This window comes from Zobellella denitrificans, assembly GCF_002407485.1.
Taxonomy (GTDB): Bacteria; Pseudomonadota; Gammaproteobacteria; order Enterobacterales; family Aeromonadaceae; genus Oceanimonas; species Oceanimonas denitrificans.
Genome location: NZ_CP012621.1, coordinates 1,707,787 through 1,725,063, shown reverse-complemented (window position 1 = coordinate 1,725,063; position 17,277 = coordinate 1,707,787). Strand labels below are relative to the sequence as shown.

The 17,277-nt window shown below is 58.4% G+C and carries 16 protein-coding genes; 5 read left to right on the top strand and 11 right to left on the bottom strand.

Annotation, left to right across the window (positions count from 1 at the left end; genetic code table 11):
- Nucleotides 1-6 precede the first annotated feature (6 nt).
- From AN401_RS08205 to AN401_RS08170, 8 genes are all read right to left on the bottom strand, one after another.
- Nucleotides 7-948 carry an NAD(P)-dependent oxidoreductase gene (locus AN401_RS08205; RefSeq protein ID WP_332461901.1) on the bottom strand — a complete coding sequence of 314 codons (942 nt, stop codon included), beginning with the start codon at nucleotides 946-948 and terminating at the stop codon, nucleotides 7-9.
- Entirely contained in the window at nucleotides 923-2,182 is a 1,260-nt protein-coding gene (locus AN401_RS08200) for a TRAP transporter large permease (protein ID WP_094038490.1), read from the bottom strand. The genes AN401_RS08205 and AN401_RS08200 overlap by 26 nt, the downstream gene beginning before the upstream one ends.
- Nucleotides 2,179-2,745 (bottom strand): TRAP transporter small permease, encoded by a 567-nt coding sequence (locus tag AN401_RS08195; protein WP_094038489.1) that lies wholly within the window; start codon nucleotides 2,743-2,745, stop codon nucleotides 2,179-2,181. Before AN401_RS08195 ends, AN401_RS08200 begins: the two co-directional genes overlap by 4 nt.
- 116 nt (nucleotides 2,746-2,861) lie before the next feature.
- Complete coding sequence (locus tag AN401_RS08190) at nucleotides 2,862-3,836, bottom strand: TRAP transporter substrate-binding protein (protein WP_094038488.1); 975 nt, start codon at nucleotides 3,834-3,836, stop codon at nucleotides 2,862-2,864.
- Between the two features lie 91 nt (nucleotides 3,837-3,927).
- A complete protein-coding gene (locus tag AN401_RS08185; protein ID WP_198401849.1) occupies nucleotides 3,928-4,911 on the bottom strand; it encodes a transketolase family protein in 984 nt (327 codons plus the stop codon).
- A gap of 41 nt (nucleotides 4,912-4,952) precedes the next feature.
- Nucleotides 4,953-5,795, bottom strand: a complete 843-nt coding sequence (locus tag AN401_RS08180; RefSeq protein WP_094038486.1) for a transketolase — start codon at nucleotides 5,793-5,795, stop codon at nucleotides 4,953-4,955.
- A gap of 64 nt (nucleotides 5,796-5,859) precedes the next feature.
- Complete coding sequence (locus tag AN401_RS08175) at nucleotides 5,860-6,567, bottom strand: FadR/GntR family transcriptional regulator (RefSeq protein WP_269769033.1); 708 nt, start codon at nucleotides 6,565-6,567, stop codon at nucleotides 5,860-5,862.
- Between the two features lie 371 nt (nucleotides 6,568-6,938).
- Entirely contained in the window at nucleotides 6,939-8,417 is a 1,479-nt protein-coding gene (locus AN401_RS08170; protein ID WP_094038484.1) for an aldehyde dehydrogenase, read from the bottom strand.
- A gap of 407 nt (nucleotides 8,418-8,824) precedes the next feature.
- Between AN401_RS08170 and rpiB the strand changes: the two genes are divergently transcribed.
- The 3 genes from rpiB to dhaL all read left to right on the top strand — a co-directional run bounded on the left by rpiB (nucleotide 8,825) and on the right by dhaL (nucleotide 11,044).
- Nucleotides 8,825-9,283, top strand: coding sequence for a ribose 5-phosphate isomerase B (rpiB, locus tag AN401_RS08165; RefSeq protein ID WP_094038483.1), 459 nt, complete (start codon nucleotides 8,825-8,827; stop codon nucleotides 9,281-9,283).
- Between the two features lie 109 nt (nucleotides 9,284-9,392).
- A complete protein-coding gene (locus tag AN401_RS08160; protein ID WP_094038482.1) occupies nucleotides 9,393-10,400 on the top strand; it encodes a dihydroxyacetone kinase subunit DhaK in 1,008 nt (335 codons plus the stop codon).
- Complete coding sequence (gene dhaL / locus AN401_RS08155) at nucleotides 10,400-11,044, top strand: dihydroxyacetone kinase subunit DhaL (RefSeq protein WP_094038481.1); 645 nt, start codon at nucleotides 10,400-10,402, stop codon at nucleotides 11,042-11,044. The genes AN401_RS08160 and dhaL overlap by 1 nt, the downstream gene beginning before the upstream one ends.
- A gap of 1,093 nt (nucleotides 11,045-12,137) precedes the next feature.
- Here dhaL and derI read toward each other — a convergent pair.
- The 3 genes from derI to AN401_RS08140 form a co-directional block, all read right to left on the bottom strand.
- Nucleotides 12,138-12,602 carry a D-erythrulose-4-phosphate isomerase gene (gene derI / locus AN401_RS08150; protein WP_094038480.1) on the bottom strand — a complete coding sequence of 155 codons (465 nt, stop codon included), beginning with the start codon at nucleotides 12,600-12,602 and terminating at the stop codon, nucleotides 12,138-12,140.
- Between the two features lie 269 nt (nucleotides 12,603-12,871).
- Complete coding sequence (locus AN401_RS08145; RefSeq protein WP_096779051.1) at nucleotides 12,872-13,642, bottom strand: triose-phosphate isomerase; 771 nt, start codon at nucleotides 13,640-13,642, stop codon at nucleotides 12,872-12,874.
- A gap of 10 nt (nucleotides 13,643-13,652) precedes the next feature.
- A complete protein-coding gene (locus tag AN401_RS08140) occupies nucleotides 13,653-14,417 on the bottom strand; it encodes a DeoR/GlpR family DNA-binding transcription regulator (RefSeq protein ID WP_094038478.1) in 765 nt (254 codons plus the stop codon).
- Nucleotides 14,418-14,569: 152 nt separating this feature from the next.
- On the opposite strand from AN401_RS08140, the gene tkt reads away from it, so the two are divergent.
- On the top strand, nucleotides 14,570-16,588 hold the full coding sequence (gene tkt, locus AN401_RS08135) for a transketolase (protein WP_094038477.1): 2,019 nt from the start codon (nucleotides 14,570-14,572) through the stop codon (nucleotides 16,586-16,588).
- Nucleotides 16,589-16,600: 12 nt separating this feature from the next.
- The gene (gene fsa / locus AN401_RS08130) at nucleotides 16,601-17,254 is read left to right on the top strand and encodes a fructose-6-phosphate aldolase (RefSeq protein ID WP_094038476.1); all 654 of its coding nucleotides are present in this window, start codon (nucleotides 16,601-16,603) and stop codon (nucleotides 17,252-17,254) included.
- The last annotated feature ends 23 nt before the right edge of the window (nucleotides 17,255-17,277 follow it).

The following is a 17,277-nucleotide window of genomic DNA, read 5'->3' as shown; positions in this document are numbered from 1 at the left end:
TTTCCTTTATGCTTGGCAGTTGCCGTTAATCAGGTCGTAGCTCTGGATCACCTGGCTGTCATCCGCCTGGCCCAGGCCGCGGCCGGCGGTGGCGAGGAACATCTGGTGCGCCGCCGCCGCCAGCGGCAGTGCCACCCGGCTGTCGCTGCCCGAAGCCAGCACTATGCCTAAGTCCTTCACGAAAATGTCGATGGCGCTGGTCACCTCGGGATCATCCCGCAGCATGCGAGGGCCCCTGTCCTTCAGCATCCAACTGGCCGCCGCCGAGCCGCTCATGATCTCGAGCAACACCTGCAGATCCACCCCGGCCTTGCGCGCCAGGGAAAAGGCCTCGGCCACGGCGGCGATGTGCACGCCGCACAGCAGTTGGTTGACGGTCTTGACCACGGCGCCCTGTCCCGGCTCTTCGCCCACGTGGAACACCTTGTCACCCATGCCCCGCAGCACCGGAAAAATACGTTCGAAGACGGCTGCCGGTGCCGCCGCCATGATCGACAGGGTGCGGGCCCGGGCACCGACCACGCCGCCGGACACAGGGGCATCCACCAACTGCCGGCCGACGGCCGCTACCCGCTCCGCCAGCCGGGCTACCGCCGCCGACGGGCAGGTGGCCATCAATACCACCAGGGCGTCGTCCGCCAGGCTCTCAAGAGCCCCCTCGTCAAACAGTATCTGTTCGGCCTGGGTCGCGTTGACCACCATCAGGATCAGGGCGTCTGCCCCCCGGGCCGCGTCCCGGGCCGAGTCGCAGACCCGGCCGCCGGCGTCTGCCAGGGCCGCCAGGGCCCGAGGATTCATGTCGAAACCGGCCACCGGAAAGCGTGCCGACAGCAGGTTCCTGGCCATGGGCAGGCCCATGGAGCCCAGGCCGATAAAGGCTAATTGATTCATTTGCTGCTCCTTGTCGCGTCGTTCGCCGCGGTTAATAGATGGTGAAGGCCGGCACATAGGAGATCAGCAGCAGCACCGTAATCGCCACCAGGTAGAAGGGCCACAGCTCCCGCACAATGCGGCCGATCTTTTCCCGAGAGATGGCCGCGGCCACAAACAGGGTGGTACCTATGGGCGGGGTGAACAGGCCGATGCTCAGGTTCACCGCCATCATGATGCCGAGCTGGATGGGGTCCATGCCGATGCTGTTGCCCACCGCCACCAGGGTGGGACCGAGCAGCAGAATGGCGGCCGGCAGGTCCAGGAACATGCCGATGCACAGCAGCAGGATGTTCATGGCCAGGATGATCATCCAGGGGCTGGAGAACGCTTGCTGGGCGTAGCTGGCGATCTGGTTGGGGATCTGTTCGGTGATCAGCACATGGCCGACCAGGTTGGAGGCGACGATCACCAGCATTACGATGCCGGTGGTCAGGGCGGTGCCCACCAGGGCGCCGATCACCCGCTTGACGGTCAGATCCCGGTAGATGCACAGGCTGACCACCAGGGCATAGGCCACGGCGATCACGCTCACCTCGGTGGGAGTGGCGATGCCGGCGCGCAGCAGGATCACGATAAACAGCGGCATGGCCAGGGCAGGGGCGGCGAACAGCAGCGCCTTGAGCAACCCGCGTACCGAGAAGCTCTCTTTCAGCAGCGGGAAGCCCCGCAACCGCCCGGAGAAATAGCACACCATCATCATGCCGCCGGCCAGCATGATCCCGGGCAGTATGCCGGCCACGAACAGCGAGGCAATGGAGCTGTTGGACACCAGGGCATAGAGGATCAGCGGGATGGAAGGCGGGATCAGCCCGGCAATGACCGATGACGAGGCGGTGACCGCGGCGCTGAAGGCACCCGGATAGCCTTCCCGCTTCTGCCAGGGGATCAGCATGGAGCCCAGGGCCGAGGCCTCGGCCACCGCCGAACCGGACACCCCGCCGAACACGGTGGAGCCCACCACCGTTACCTGGCCCAGGCCGCCGTGAAAGCGCCCTACCAGGTAGGCGGCAAAGTCCACCAGTTTCCGGCCCAGGGTGCCGGACATCATCAGGCTGCCGGACAGGATGAAGAAGGGGATGGCCAGCATGGGAAAGCTCTGGGTGGGCTGGAACAGCTTCAGTACCGCGATCACGCTGGGCGCATCGCCCACGAACAAGACTGCCGCGCCGGCACTGATAATCAGCGCATAACCGACCGGAAACGCAAACAGCATCAGCAGGGCAAACAGCCCTATCATCAACGGAGTCATTCTGCCACCTCGGATTTAGTCATACGCTGATCAAAGGCGGACGCATCGGCCAAAAACCAGAGAATATTGGTGAACGCGGTCAGGGCGATGGCGCCGAAACCATACACAAGCGCCATATAGGCGTAGCTGGAAGAAATGCCGGAGATGGGGAATAACTGCCTGCCGGCAATGCGGACCACATCCACGCCGATATAAGCGAGGTAGCTGAAGGTCACAACCACCACCAGTTGCATCACCAGCATCAGCACCCGGGTCGCCGGGATATTGAGCAGTCCCAGGACGGCATTGACCGCCACGTGCTGGCCCCGCTGGGCCGCGGCGACGATGGCGCCCATCACCAACCAGGGAAAGAGCAGGTTCGGCATCTCCGCCGGCCAGCCCAGGCTTTGGGTGGTGAGATAACGCACCACCACATCGGCGCCAAGGAACAGGAACAAAGAGACAATCGCCGCCATGAAAATACCCAGTGCGGTATATTCAACGGCCTTGTCCAGCCCGCACAATAATCGGGCACCGGTACCGCCGCATGATGGTTGATACATGAGTTTTCCCTGTACGTTCATTTTCCGCCTCCTTGTTGAGGGGGTTGCAAGTCCCCGTTTTTCTATACGCCCTGATGGGTGCGACACAAAAACAGGCACTCCGGAACAAGGCGGGGGAAAGTCCCCCGCCCTCGGGCTTACTTGGCGCGGGCCGCTTCCGCCACCAGTAGTGGTACCAGCTCCGGATACTGCTGCTGCCACTTGTCGTAGACCGCCTGGGTGGCCTCGGCAAAGACCTGGCTGTCGACGGCATTGAACTGCACGCCAGCCGCTTCCATCTCTGCACGCAGCTTGGACTCCTGCTCGACAAAGGTTCTGCGGTTGAACTCGCCGGCTTCCATCGCCGCTTCCTTGACTGCCTGCTGATCCGCCTCGGACAGACCATCCCAGATGAGTTTGCTCGCCAGCAACGGCGTGGACTCGTATTTGTGGCCGGTCAGGGAGATGTATTTCTGCACCTCGTAGAGTTTGGAAGAATGGATATTGGCCAGCGGATTCTCCTGGCCGTCCACTACGCCCTGCTGCAGCGCGATGTACAGCTCGGAGAACGCCATGGGCGTGGGGTTGGCACCCAGGGTCTGGAAAATATCCACCGTCATGGTATCGGGCGGGGTTCTCAGCTTGATACCGGCCAGATCCCCGGGTTTGGTGATGGGGCGGACGTTGTTACTGACATGACGGATGCCGTTGTCCCAGAACGACAGCACCACCAGTCCTTCTCGCTCGGCCAGGGCACCCAGCTCTTCACCCACGGGGCCATCCAGCGTCTGCCAGGCCTCTTCCGAGCTGGAAAACAGGAACGGCAGTCCAATCAGGCCAAATTCGGGGATCACGCTGGAGGTGGTGCCCTGGGAGTTGGCGCTGAAGGCGATGGCGCCCAGGCGCATGGAGGTGATGGCTTCGCTGTCTTCACCGAACTGGGCGTTGCCGCCGACGACCACCTTGATGCGGCCGTCGGTTTTTTCTTCCACCAGTTTGGCAAACAGCAGGGAGGCTTCGGCCTTGGGATTGCCGTCTGCGGCGTTATGGGCCAGACGCAATGTTTGCTGGGCCCATACCGGGGCAGAAGCGAGCGTGATAGCCAGTGCGGCGGTGGTCAGTACCTTTTTCATATCACAATCCTTACTAGTGAGAGTTATGTCCATATTTCACACAAAGGGCCGAGATCCCGATGGCCACAGGCCCCATGTCAGTTACCGCGTCTCAGAGCCATTCCCGGGTTCGGGCCACGATGCGATCCACGGAGATGCCGTAGCGGTCGTGCAGGGTGGGCAAGGCACCCGCATCCAGGAACTGATCCGGCAGTCCAATATGGCGGAATGCGGGGGTGACTCCGGCCCGCAACAGGGTGCCGGCCACCGCCTCGCCCAGGCCGCCGACGACAGAGTGATTCTCGGCCACCACCACCATGCGTCCGGGCTTGGCGGCTTCCCGCAGTATGGTGGCTTCGTCCAGGGGCTTGATGGTCGGCACGTGCAGCACCGCCGCGTCCACGCTGTCCTTCTGCAGCCGCTTGGCGGCGTCCAGGGCGCGCATGGTCATGAAGCCGGAAGAAATGAACAGCACCTCGCGGCCGTCGCGGAGCAACTTGGCCTTGCCCAGTTCGAAGCGGTAGTCATACTCGTCCAGTACCAGCGGCACATTGCCACGCGGCAGGCGCATGTATACCGGCCCCTGGTGCTCGGCGATGGCCGGCACCGCCTGCTCCACATCCAGGGCGTCGCACGGATCCACTATGGTCAGGTTGGGCATGGCACGGAAAATGGCGATATCGTCGGTGGCCTGGTGGCTGGGGCCGTACCCCGTGGTCAACCCCGGCAGGGCACAGGCGATCTTGACGTTCAGGTTTTCTTCGGCGATGGCCATGCAGATGAAATCGTAGGCCCGGCGCGAGGCAAACACCGCGTAGGTGGTGGCGAAGGGCAAGGCGCCTTCCCGCGCCAGGCCGGCGGCCGCGCTCATCAGCAGTTGCTCGGCCATGCCCATCTGGTAGAACCGCTCCGGGTAACGCTGGGCGAAAATATGCAGATCGGTATATTTGGCCAGGTCGGCGGTCAGGCCCACCACATTCGGATTGGTTTCCGCCAACTGGCTCAAGGCATGGCCAAAGGGAGCCGGGGCTGTTTTTTGTCCTTCCTCGGCGATGGAGGCAATCATGGCCGAAGTTTTCAGGCGAACTTTACTCATGTTAGTGTCCTTGTTATCCATTCACGGCAGATAAAACATCGTTATCGGGCTTGAAAGCCGGCATCCAGCGCGGCCAGGGCCTGCTCCCACTCCGACGGCTCGACCCGGATGAAGTGGGTCTTCTCGCGCTGCTCCAGGAATGGCACGCCCTGCCCCATGCGGGTGTCACAGATGATGATCCGGGGACCCTTGAAGTCGCTGTGGCGGGCCTGGTCGAAGGCCTGGCTGACCGCCGCTATGTCATTGCCGTTGACCCTTTGCACCTGCCAGCCGAACGCCTGCCATTTGTCGGCCAGGGGCTCGAAGTTCAGGATCTGGGTAGAGGGACCATCCGCCTGCTGGTTGTTGACATCGACGATGGCGATCAGATTGTCCAGCTGCCAGTGGCCGGCGGACATGGCCGCCTCCCAGGTGGATCCCTCATTCAGTTCACCATCGGACAGCAGGTTGTAGATAAACGAGCCGGACTGCTTTCTTTTCAGCCCCAGCGCCATGCCCACGGCGATGCCGAGGCCCTGGCCCAGCGAGCCGCCGGTGATTTCCATGCCAGGGGTATAGGAGGCCATGCCGGACATGGGCAACCGGCTTTCATCGGAGCCGTAGGTTTCCAGCTCGTCTTCCGGCACGATTCCGGCTTCGATCAGCGCGGCATAGAGGGCGATGGCGTAGTGGCCGATGGACAACAGGAAACGATCCCGACCTTCCCATTCGGGCTCGTCAGGCCGGTAATTGAGCGCCTGGAAGTAGGAGACCGCCAGCACATCGGCAATGCCCAGGGCCTGGCCCACATAGCCCTGCCCCTGAACCTCGCCCATGCGCAGGGCAAACCGGCGAATGCGGTAGGCGCGCTCTTCCAGACTGATTTGGACATGTTCCTGTTGCATAATAACCCCTTGTCTTCAGATAAAACGAATACGCAAACCCCGGGTGCAGCACCGCCTTGGCGATTCAATCCGCCGAGGTCAACCAGTTGATCTTTTCCTTTGATTCCTCGTCCCACACCCGGAAATGGGTATCCATGGCCCGCTTGGCGGCTTCCGGATCTCTATTGCGCAGTGCGTCTATCACGGCCTGGTGGCTGCCGTTGGTCCGCGCCATCGATGCCGGCGACTGCCTCACCATGACCCGGCGGCGATGCACCACTTCCTTCAGTACCGAGGCCAGCCCCTGGATGATCAGGATGATGACCGGGTTCTGGGTCATGTAGGCCAGGTGGCGGTGAAAATCGTAATCCGCCGCCAGGCTCTCGTTGACGTTGCTGTTGTCGTTCATCACCTCGAGCAGTCCTTCCAGCTTGACGATATCGGCCTCGGTGGCTTTGCTGGCCGCACTGTAGGCGATTTCCCGCTCCAGCATTTCCCGGGCACCTTCCAGCGCGTCCACCGAGATGTAGCCGAGCCGCAGGGCGATATCGAAGTAGATCTGCACGAAGGCTGGCTGGGGCATCTGCAGGAAGGTGCCGCTGCCGCGGGTACGCCGAATGAAACCCAGGTTTTCCAGCGTGGCCAGTTGCTCCCTAACCATTGATCTCTGCATGCCCAGTTGTTCAGCCAACTTACGCTCGGGAGGCAAGCGTATCCGGCCATACTCATCGGTTTCAGCCGTGGCCAGCACTTCCCTAAGGCGTTTGAATGTGTCCACTTTGCTATCTCCCATCCTGGCCAACCTCATTGGTAGTACCAATCCATGAGTAAAAAATAACAAAAGAATCACAGATAAACAAATTTCAGAACAAAAAATAAAATCTTAAAAATCAATTACATAATTAATTTATGTTAATCAGTATCGTTTTTAGTGATCCGGATCGCACTAAAATTGATCATCTTGGTAGTACCAAGTTAGAGCTTTTGTCAGCGATAACGGGGAAGAAAGGAAGGATGACAGTCAACAAACGAACATTGGTTCACAGGAATAAACCAAAGATCAATCGTGTGGCGACGAGGGAGTACGCGCACGTCCGGATGGCGACCGTGAGCCACGCGCAGGAAATGGATGCGCCGCCGGCAGCAAGGCCGGCGACGGATAACTCAGCGGATCACGAAAGGGTCGGGCACGTCTTCCGTCGTCGATAACCACACCGACTTGACCTTGAGGTATTCACGCAAGCTATCCTGGCCACTCTCCTTGCCCAGGCCGCTCTGCTTGAAGCCACCGAAAGGTGTAAGGTAGCTCATGGTGCGGTAGGTATTGACCCAGACCGTGCCCGCCTCCAGCCGGTCCGGCAAGGTCAGGGCCCGGCGCAGATCCTCGGTCCATATTCCCGCGGCAAGGCCGTAAGGGCTGTCGTTGGCAATTGCCACCGCCTCCTCTTCATCCTCGAACGGAATGATGGACAGCACGGGGCCGAACACCTCTTCCCGGGCGATGCGCATGCGGTTGTGCACTCCGGCGAAGATGGTGGGCTCAACAAACCATCCTTGTTCAAGCCCAGGCGTATCAGGCCGGCCACCTCCCAGCAGGCAGTCGGCCCCCTCCGCCCTGGCGATATCAATGTAGCCGAGGATCTTCTCCAGCTGCGGCAGGTTGGTGACCGGTCCCACCTGGGTATCCGGGCTCATGGGATCACCGAGCCGGGCGTGGCGGGCGAAGGCCAGCAGCTTGTCGACGAACTCGTCGTGAATGGCACGCTGCACCAGCAGCCGGGAGCCGGCGACACAGGTCTGGCCGCTGGCGGCGAATATGCCGGAGATCACCCCCTTGACCGCGTTGTCCTGGCGGGCGTCGGCAAAGACGATATTGGGCGATTTGCCGCCCAGCTCCATGGTGACCCGCTTCATGCCCCGGGCCGCCGCCTGGTAAATCTGCCGGCCGGTCTGATCCGACCCGGTAAAGGCCACCTTGGCGACTTGCGGATGTTCCACCAAGGGCGCCCCCACCTCGGCGCCGAAGCCGGTGACTACGTTCAGCACCCCGGGGGGAAAGCCGACCCGCTCGACGATGCGCGCAAATTCCAGCAGGGAAGCGCTGGTGTATTCCGATGGCTTGAATACCACCGTATTGCCCGCCGCCAACGCCGGCGCCAGCTTCCAGCTGGCGAGCAGCAGCGGCGAGTTCCAGGGAATAATGGCCGCCACGACCCCCACCGGCTCATGCCGGGTGTAATTGAAATGACCGGCCTTGTCGGTAGGGATCACCGCGCCCTCAATCTTGTCGGCCAGGCCGCCATAGTAGTAGTACCACTGGCGCAGGTAATGGGTCTGAGCACGCATTTCGGCATAGAGCTTGCCATTGTCACGTACCTCTATGCCGGCCAGGAAATCGGCCCGATCGGCCAGCGCATCCCCCAGCCGGCGCAGCAACTCGCCCCGGCCGCTGGCGGTGAGCCCGCGCCAGGCCGGATCCTGCAGAGCCCTGGCCGCGGCGGCAACCGCGCAGTCCACGTCTGCCCCATTGCCCCTGGGGATCCTCGCCCAGGGCAGGCCGGTATAAGGATTGGAGGATTCAAACCACTCGCCGGACAGGGATTCGACCCAGCGCCCGTCGATATACATCCGATATTGCTGCATGGATCACTCCTGTATGCACAATGTTTTGGCGCCACCCAAAGACGGCGTCGTCAAGGGCCCTCGCCTACCGATCTTCAAACTAGCACCCAATCATCTGCATCCATTAAGCTCTTTTGAACAGGTCGTGATCCGGATCAAAAATCCAGCAATATTTTTACCAACTGCCTTCACGGCCGTCGCGGCTCGCCTTTTCACCTAGAAACGACTAATCACCTGATAAAAAATACTTTTTCTGCCACTCTTCTTGCTCATCCCCCCCCTGTTCCAGTATCTTTTCCCCTCGCCACAATCGAACATAAGAACACATTAATAACAAAAGTATTCACAACACAACCCTATTGCCTTAGACTGAAACCATCAAATGAAACAACAAATGAACAATTGAACAATCAATCGGGAGGTCCACCATGATCACCAAGAAGATAGCGATCGGCTGCGACGATGCGGCCGTGGAGATGAAGAACACCCTCAAGCAGTACCTGACCGAGTTGGGCTTCGAGGTCAGCGATTTCGGGGTCGAGGCCGGGGTCAGCGTGCACTACCCTGACATCGCCTACCAACTGGCCACCTCGGTGCGCGACGGCGCCCAGGAGCTCGGCATTCTGTGCTGCGGTACCGGTATCGGCATGGCCATCACCGCCAACAAGGTTAATGGCATCCGCGCCGCCCAGGCCCACGACACCTATTCGGCCCAGCGGGCACGCAAGAGCAACGACGCCCAGATCATCACCCTGGGCGCCCGTGTGGTGGGCATCGAGCTGGCCAAAGAAATCGTGCATGCCTTCGTCACCTCGGATTTCGAGGCGGGCCGCTCCGGGCCCAAGGTGGAACGCATCCGTTACTATGAAAACCTCGACAAACGGTAACGGGCTCACAGCTCGCACGGAAGAAGGATTACGGGCATAGGGGATTCACATATAGTCCCTTATGGCTCAGTCACATGTACAAGCAAGGAATGACAACAGGAGTGTTCTAATGCAGCGCATCATCAACGATCCGGATCTGGTAGTGGAAGAATCGGTACTGGGCTACGTCAAGGCCCATCCCCGGCTGCTGGCCCACACCGACAACCCGCGGGTGCTGAAGTACCCGGGCAAGGTCGCCGACAACAAGGTGGGGGTGATCACCGGCGGCGGCTCCGGCCACGAGCCGGCCTTCCTCGGCTACGTGGGCAAAAACCTGCTGGACGCCGTGGCCGTCGGTGAAATATTTTCCTCCCCCACCGCCATCAGCTTTCTCGATGCCGCCAAGGCCGCCGACCGGGGCGCGGGGGTGGCCTGCCTGTACGGCAACTACGCCGGCGACAACATGAACGTCAAGATGGCCACCAAGATGGCCGAGAAACAGGGCATCACCATCAAGACGGTGGTGGCCAACGACGACGTGGCCTCGGCCCCCGCCACCGAGCTCGGCAAGCGCCGGGGCGTGGCCGGCGAGATCCTGATGTGGAAAACAGGCGGTGCCGCCGCCGCCCGCGGCTACGACCTGGACGGGGTGATCCGGGTAGCCCAGCGCACCATCGAGCAGACCCGCAGCATCGGCGTGGGCCTGTCTTCCTGCGTGATCCCCGCGGCCGGCAAGCCCAACTTCCATATCGAGGCGGGCACCATGGAAGTGGGCATCGGCCACCACGGCGAGCCGGGTATCAACGTGACCGCCCTGGCACCGGCCAACGAGATGGCACGCATCATGGTGGACACCGTGGTACCCGACCTGCCCTTCACCGCCGACGATGAGGTGGCGGTGCTGATCTCCGGCCTGGGCGCCACCCCCAACAACGAGCTGCATATTCTCTATTCGGCGGTGGCCGAACTGCTGCAGGAAAAGGGGATCCGGGTGCACCGCAGCTACGTGGGCAACTATTTCACCTCGCTGGAAATGCTCGGCGCTACCCTGACGGTACTGAAGCTGGACGACGAACTGAAACAACTGCTGGACCTGCCGGCCACATCCATTGGCCTGACCCAGGTGGAGGAAGACTGATGAGCACATTCAACAATTTGCACGGCAAGCAGTGCGTGCTGGAGATCTGCGACAAGATCATCGACAACAAGGCCTACCTGAGCGAGGTCGACGGCCTGATCGGCGACGGCGACCACGGCATCAACATGGCCAAGGGCTTCAACCTGTGCAAGAACGATCTGCAGGCGCTGGACACCGTCACCCTGGATCAGAGCTTCTCCATCCTGGCGAACATCCTGATGGGCTCCATCGGTGGCTCCATGGGCCCGCTCTACGGCAGCATCTTCTTCGGCATGGCCTCGGCCATCGAAGGCCGGGACAGCATCGATGCGGAACAATTCGACACCATGCTGCGTGAAGGGCTGGCCAGCGTACAGGAGATCAGCAGTGCCCAGGTGGGCGACAAGTGCCTGATGGATGCCCTGGTGCCGGCGGTCGATGCCTTTTCCGCCGCCGTCGCCGCCGGCGACGGCTTCGCGGACTGCCTGGCAAAAATGGCGGCCGCCGCCCAGGCGGGCAGTGAGTCCACCAAGGATCTGGTGGCCAGGATCGGCCGCGCCAGCCGGCTGGGCGAACGCTCCCGCGGCGTGCTGGATGCCGGCTCCGTGTCCTGCGCCATGATCCTGGGCACCCTGGCGGAGGCAGTAGCCAGGCGCCTGGATTAATCTCTCCGTGGTATTAAGCTAAACCACTATAATCGGCATAAGGGTGGCTACAGTGTTGAACTGTTTAACATATGGCCACCCTACTTCCTCTCCAAGACTTCCGTGTAGGTGATGCAACCCCACACAAGCGTAAGGTTGCGAATGAAGTGCGAGTCTTGTCCTCCGCAGACGGCCCGCCAGTATAATGCCCTCTGCACTCTATCAATCTGCGCAATGCAAGAACTTCGCAATCACCTGTTCCTGGCTTTCTATCACCCTTATATTCATAGGGGTAGTGGCCAATGCAATCGCCCAGCGTTCAAGTTGTCCACTTTATTCAGCAACACCAAGCGCTTCTGCTGTCCGCACCATTGGCGGTAGTGATCGCAGAACTGGGAGCCCGTAGCCGGCGCTTTAGCCGCCGGAACATACCGGACCGGCACGGCAGGCACACCACCAGTTGCAGGTTCGCACCACGTAAACGGGCGTCAACAGCCCCACCACCAACCATCACTACCGTCCGCAACTAAATAACTGATCCTAATAGTGCTACATCGACCGGGTCCCACACGCAGACACGCCGTAAACCCGTCCCTGTGGGCTCAGCCGCGCCATCCCTGGCGCGGAGGGTCTGCTTAGCGAAACCCAGTCGCTGCCGGTAGTGATCTACCATTCGGAACAGCTATTTAGGATAGTCCTGAAGCCAGAAACAGGAGCAAGAGCAAGAGCAAGAGCAAGAGCAAGAGCAAGAGCAAGAGCAGGAACACCAAGATAATTTATATATTCAGACACAATCACCGAACCAAATGGAGGGCGACCGCTAGGAATGCTCTCTTCCCGCCAAATATCATATTTGGAGGAAAATAAAAAATCCGATGACCACCAGCCATCGGATTTTTACCATCTAAAAAATCTATCTAAACGAACCAAACTAGCCAACCAGAATTATAACTCCCTCAACTTTATTTGCGCACGGAAAATATTAACAAGCGCTACTAAACATTACAGCCACACGCATTAATGCCATCCTATTTCCGGAAAAAACTTTTATTTTTTCAGAAAACCTTTCTTAATCACAACTGAGCCTCACCATCAGATCAGTTACATAGATCTCTTAATTTGATAAATATTTTCGGTATTTACAATCAACTTCATTAATCGCATTCACATTTCCGGTGGAGCGCCCTTGCTCGTCAAATGTCTCTTTCAGATATGCATCGGCGATAGCTTTGGCTACTTCCGCTCCAATCACACGGGCCCCCATCGTTATAATTTGAGCATTGTTGGAAAGTGCGGCCCTCTCGGCAGAGTAAGTGTCGTTTGCCAAAGCAGCACGAATACCTGGTACTTTGTTGGCGGCGATACAAACGCCAATACCCGTACCACAGACAAGAATAGCACGATCATAAGTTCCGTCGATCACTCTGGATGCAACACGATCAGACAAATTTGCATAGAAAGGATCGGCCCCCTCTGAATCACGAGATATATCCTCGACATCATAACGTGTGGACAGATAGTCAGCCAATATTTTCGCCAGGTCCTCGCCTGCGCTATCACCGGCAATTGCAATTTTCATATCAAGACTCCTTGATTTGTTAAGACATAAACAACAGATAGATATTACTCGAGCACTGTCACATTAATTTTCAATGGGCACATTGAAAATGTATATATAGGATATTCAACTCAACGTTCACCGAGACATTACTATCACTTAATACAAGTCACCAACGACAGCTCAATTACTGTGTAACTATGGTGAAAGTTTTTTAAATCATTTTTTACAAATAGCACACTCAATAGGCCAAACCAAGGCCTCCACAACTAACCATTCAGTACAGGAAGTTAAATATATGCCGAACACTTTCTCAAAATATTTAGAAATCCCTCTACTTGCCATGCGGAGCGTCCAATGAAAAGACCATCTATATGCGGGCAACGGATCAACTCTTCGCAATTATCCGAGTTCACCGAACCTCCATATAAACAGGGAACCCGCCGACCAAGCACGGCCTCTGCCACCTGGATGATTTCCGCCTGACGTTCGTCCGCATAACCAGGGGTGGCTGGAATTCCACCCTCGCCAATAGCCCATACCGGTTCGTAAGCCAGCAGAATGGGAGCTGATTTCTGCATCTCATCCAGATACTGAAGCGCGCCACGCACCTGGGCTTCCAGCACCGTCGCAGCCTGGCCGTTCTCGCGGTCCCGCAGGGTCTCTCCGATGCAGATCAAGGGAATAAAACCATGCCGCACCGCAGCCTCTGTTTTCAGACCAACGGTATGATCGGTCTCTCCGAAATGTTCACGACGCTCCGAGTGACCCAGTTCGATGATATCGAGACCGCAGTCTTTCAGCATCAAGGGAGAAATCTCACCCGTCCAGGCACCAGTGTCAGCCCAGTGCATATTCTGAGCTCCTACCTTCACCCGCGTACCGGCCAGTGCCGCCTTTACCTCGCGCGCGGCGGTGAAGGGCGGGATCACAAAGCGCTGGATACGCGGATCGGCATCCGACTCGGTTTCCTTCAGTCCCTCGGCGAAGCGCAGGGCCTCAGCCAGAGTCTTGTTCATCTTCCAGCTCGTACCAATCCAAAAATCTGCTTGTGTTGCCATTTGTCGCATCCTAGTGATTTGCTACTGTCAGTTTGATACCACCTCTGTCCAGCTCGCCGCATACCTTCTGGTCGGGCAACTGATCGGTGATGATAGTGTCAAACTCCTCAAGGTCGGCGAGCAAGTGCAGAGCGACCCTGTCGAAACGCCCGTGGTGAACCATCAAACAAGACTTCGCAGCCCCCTTAAGCATTGCTCTCTTGGCTCTTACCACTTCTCCATCCATATGAAATGCCTTGTTGCCTGATACCGCAGGGGTGGATAGGAAGGCAATATCGGCTCGCAAACTGGCCAGGTTTTGCTCCGTCAGAACGCCAAAGTATCCATTGAACTTGGCCGAGTAACACCCTCCCAACGCGATCAAGCTGATCCCACTCTCATGACGTAAGCAGTCCAGGATGGCAGCATTGTTGGTGATCACCGTAAGCGGTCTCTTCTCAGGCAGCATGGATCCCAACACGGCAGCCATGGAGCCATCGTTGATCATGACGGTCATCCCAGGCTCGATCTGCTCCAGGGCCTTACGTGCAATCAACTCCTTATCCTCACTTCCCTGCCGCTCTCGGAATCGGAAATCACTCTCGAACTGCATACCCGCTTCGATCGTAGCCCCACCACGCACCTTGCGTAACACGCCTTCCCGTTCCAGCTCATCCAGATCACGATGAATGGTCATCTTCGACACGAAGAAGCGTTGTGAGAGGTCTTCAACCTCCACCCCCCCCTTGTCTCCCAAGAGTTCCATGATCAGCTGTTTACGCTCTTCCCTCTTCATCGGACTCTCCTGCCTGAACCCGTCAGGCAACGCTGCAAGTGTATTATTAACATTAATTGAAACATTTTCAATGCTAGGATTGTTATTTTGTTATGTTTTGATGTTATATTGTACGCCGACTTCCTAACAAATCACTTATAGGATAACAAACCATGATACTTTCAGAGACAGTTGAAGCCAAAGCAAAGCTGGATCCGGAGAATTTCTCTCTCGCCAACTGCATACGTGCACTCTCTATTGATGCGGTAGAGGCCGCGAATTCTGGTCATCCGGGGGCGCCCATGGGGATGGCGGACGCGGCAACTGTGCTTTTCCGCAAACATCTGAAGTTTGACGCCAGCCAGCCTGACTGGCCGGACCGGGACCGTTTTGTGCTATCCAATGGCCATGCCTCCATGCTGTTATATAGCCTGTTACATTTAACAGGTTACGAAGCCATGACGCAGGAGCAGCTGCGCAACTTCAGGCAGTGGGGTTCCATCACTGCTGGTCACCCTGAATATGGGCACACCCCGGGGGTAGAAACAACAACGGGCCCCCTCGGGCAGGGCTTTGCCGGAGCCGTCGGCATGGCCATCGCCGAGAGAAGACTGGCGAGCGAGTTCGGTGACGATCTCGTCGATCACCACACTTACGTGTTCCTCGGTGACGGATGTTTACAGGAAGGGATCGGTCAAGAAGCGGCCAGCCTCGCCGGTCACCTGGGCCTGGGCAAGCTGATCGTGCTTTACGATGATAACGAAATTACGATAGACGGCCCCACCTCTGTCTCCTTTTCTGAGGATGTTCTGGGACGTTTCACAAGCTGCGGCTGGCATGTACATCGGTGTGACGGCCATGATCCCGTAGCGATCGATATGGCGATCCAGGCTGCAAAAGCAGAAACGGACAAGCCTTCTATTATCTCGCTGAAAACAGTGATCGGCTTCGGCTCCCCCAACAAGGCAGGCTCGGCTTCATCCCACGGTTCTCCGTTAGGTACCGAGGAAGCAGCCCTGGCCAAGACGGCGCTTGGCTGGTCTGCGGAGCCCTTCGTCATCCCGCCATCATTGCGCCAGCAGTGGCTGGATATCGGCAAACGCGGCAGCGAAGCACGAACACAATGGGAGAGCCGACTGGCGTGTCGGCCCGAGGATGTGGCAACCGAGTTCAATCGCCGGTTAAAGGCAGAGCTGCCGCAGGAGTACGCCACGGCCCTGAAGCTGGCACGCCATGCCCTGTTCCAACAGCCAAAGAAGATAGCTACCCGCAAAGCCAGTCAGTTGGCACTGGAAGCTCTCGCCCCTGCCCTGCCCGAACTCATCGGTGGTTCCGCCGACCTGACCGGCTCCAACCTGACACGTGTTAACGCGGTTGACAGCCAATACACCAAAGAACGGCCGGGGCGGTATATCGGGTACGGCGTGCGTGAGTTCGGCATGGCGGCAGCGATGAACGGCCTGTCGGTACACGGCGGCTTTATCCCGTACGGCGGAACCTTTCTGGTGTTCTCCGACTATGCCCGCAACGCCATTCGTCTCTCGGCGCTGATGGGTATAGGCACCATCTACGTAATGACACACGATAGCATAGGGCTGGGTGAAGACGGTCCGACCCACCAGCCGGTCGAACATCTCGCCTCACTGCGCGCTATGCCTAACCTTCACACCTTTCGTCCCGCGGATGCAGTCGAGGCCCTTGAATGCTGGGACATCGCGATTCGCAGCCGTACAACACCTTCCTTAATGGCACTATCGCGGCAGGACGTGCCTCAACTGCGTACCGAGGTCACAGATGAAAACCTTAGCGCACGCGGTGCCTACATCATCCGCCAGTGCGGCCAGCACAGAGATCTGACCCTGCTGGCAACCGGAACCGAAGTGGCACTGGCTGTTGAAGCTGCTGCAGCCCTGCAGGCGCAGGGTGTCGGTGTCACCGTTGTATCCATGCCTTGCTGGGACCTGTTCGAACAGCAGCCAAAAGCGTATCGCGACGAGATACTCGGAAAGGCCCCGCGCATCGCAGTCGAGGCGGCCGGCAAGTTTGGCTGGACAAGATACGTTGCCAGCGAAGAAGACGTTATCGGCATGAACGGTTTCGGTGCTTCAGCACCCGCCGACATACTGTACCAAAAGTTCAACATCACCGGCGAGGCTATCATCGCCCGCGCCAAGGCCCTGCTGACTAACTGATAAGGAGAAAACATGAAATTCTTTGTTGATACCGCAATCGTAAAAGACATCGAAGAACTCAACAGCTATGGTCTGTTGGACGGGGTTACGACCAATCCCTCGTTGATTGCCAAGTCAGGCCGAAATTTCCTCGAAGTTATCGCAGAAATCTGCGATCTGATAGAGGGCCCGGTATCGGCTGAAGTCGCCTCGATGGACTATGAAAACATGATCGCCGAAGGTGAACATCTGGCGCGAATTGCAAGCAACATCGTGATCAAACTTCCGCTGACACTGAACGGGCTCAAGGCATGTCGTCACTTCAGCCAGAAGGGTATCAAAACCAATGTCACCCTATGCTTCTCGGCAAACCAGGCGTTGCTGGCCGCTAAAGCAGGCGCAACCTATATCTCCCCGTTCCTGGGACGTCTGGATGACCTCAATATCGATGGTATGGAGCTTATTCGCGAGATCCGCGCCATCTACGACAACTATGGTTTCAATACCGAGATACTTGCCGCCTCCGTACGCAGTGCCAATCACGTCAAGGATGCCGCTATTGCCGGCGCCGATGTCGCCACCATTCCGCCTGATGTCATTCGCAATCTGGTCAATCATGTCCTGACGGACAAGGGACTGGCTCAGTTCGAGCGAGACTGGGCACAAACCGGACAGACAATTATCTGATCCGAGGCGTCGGTCCGACCTTG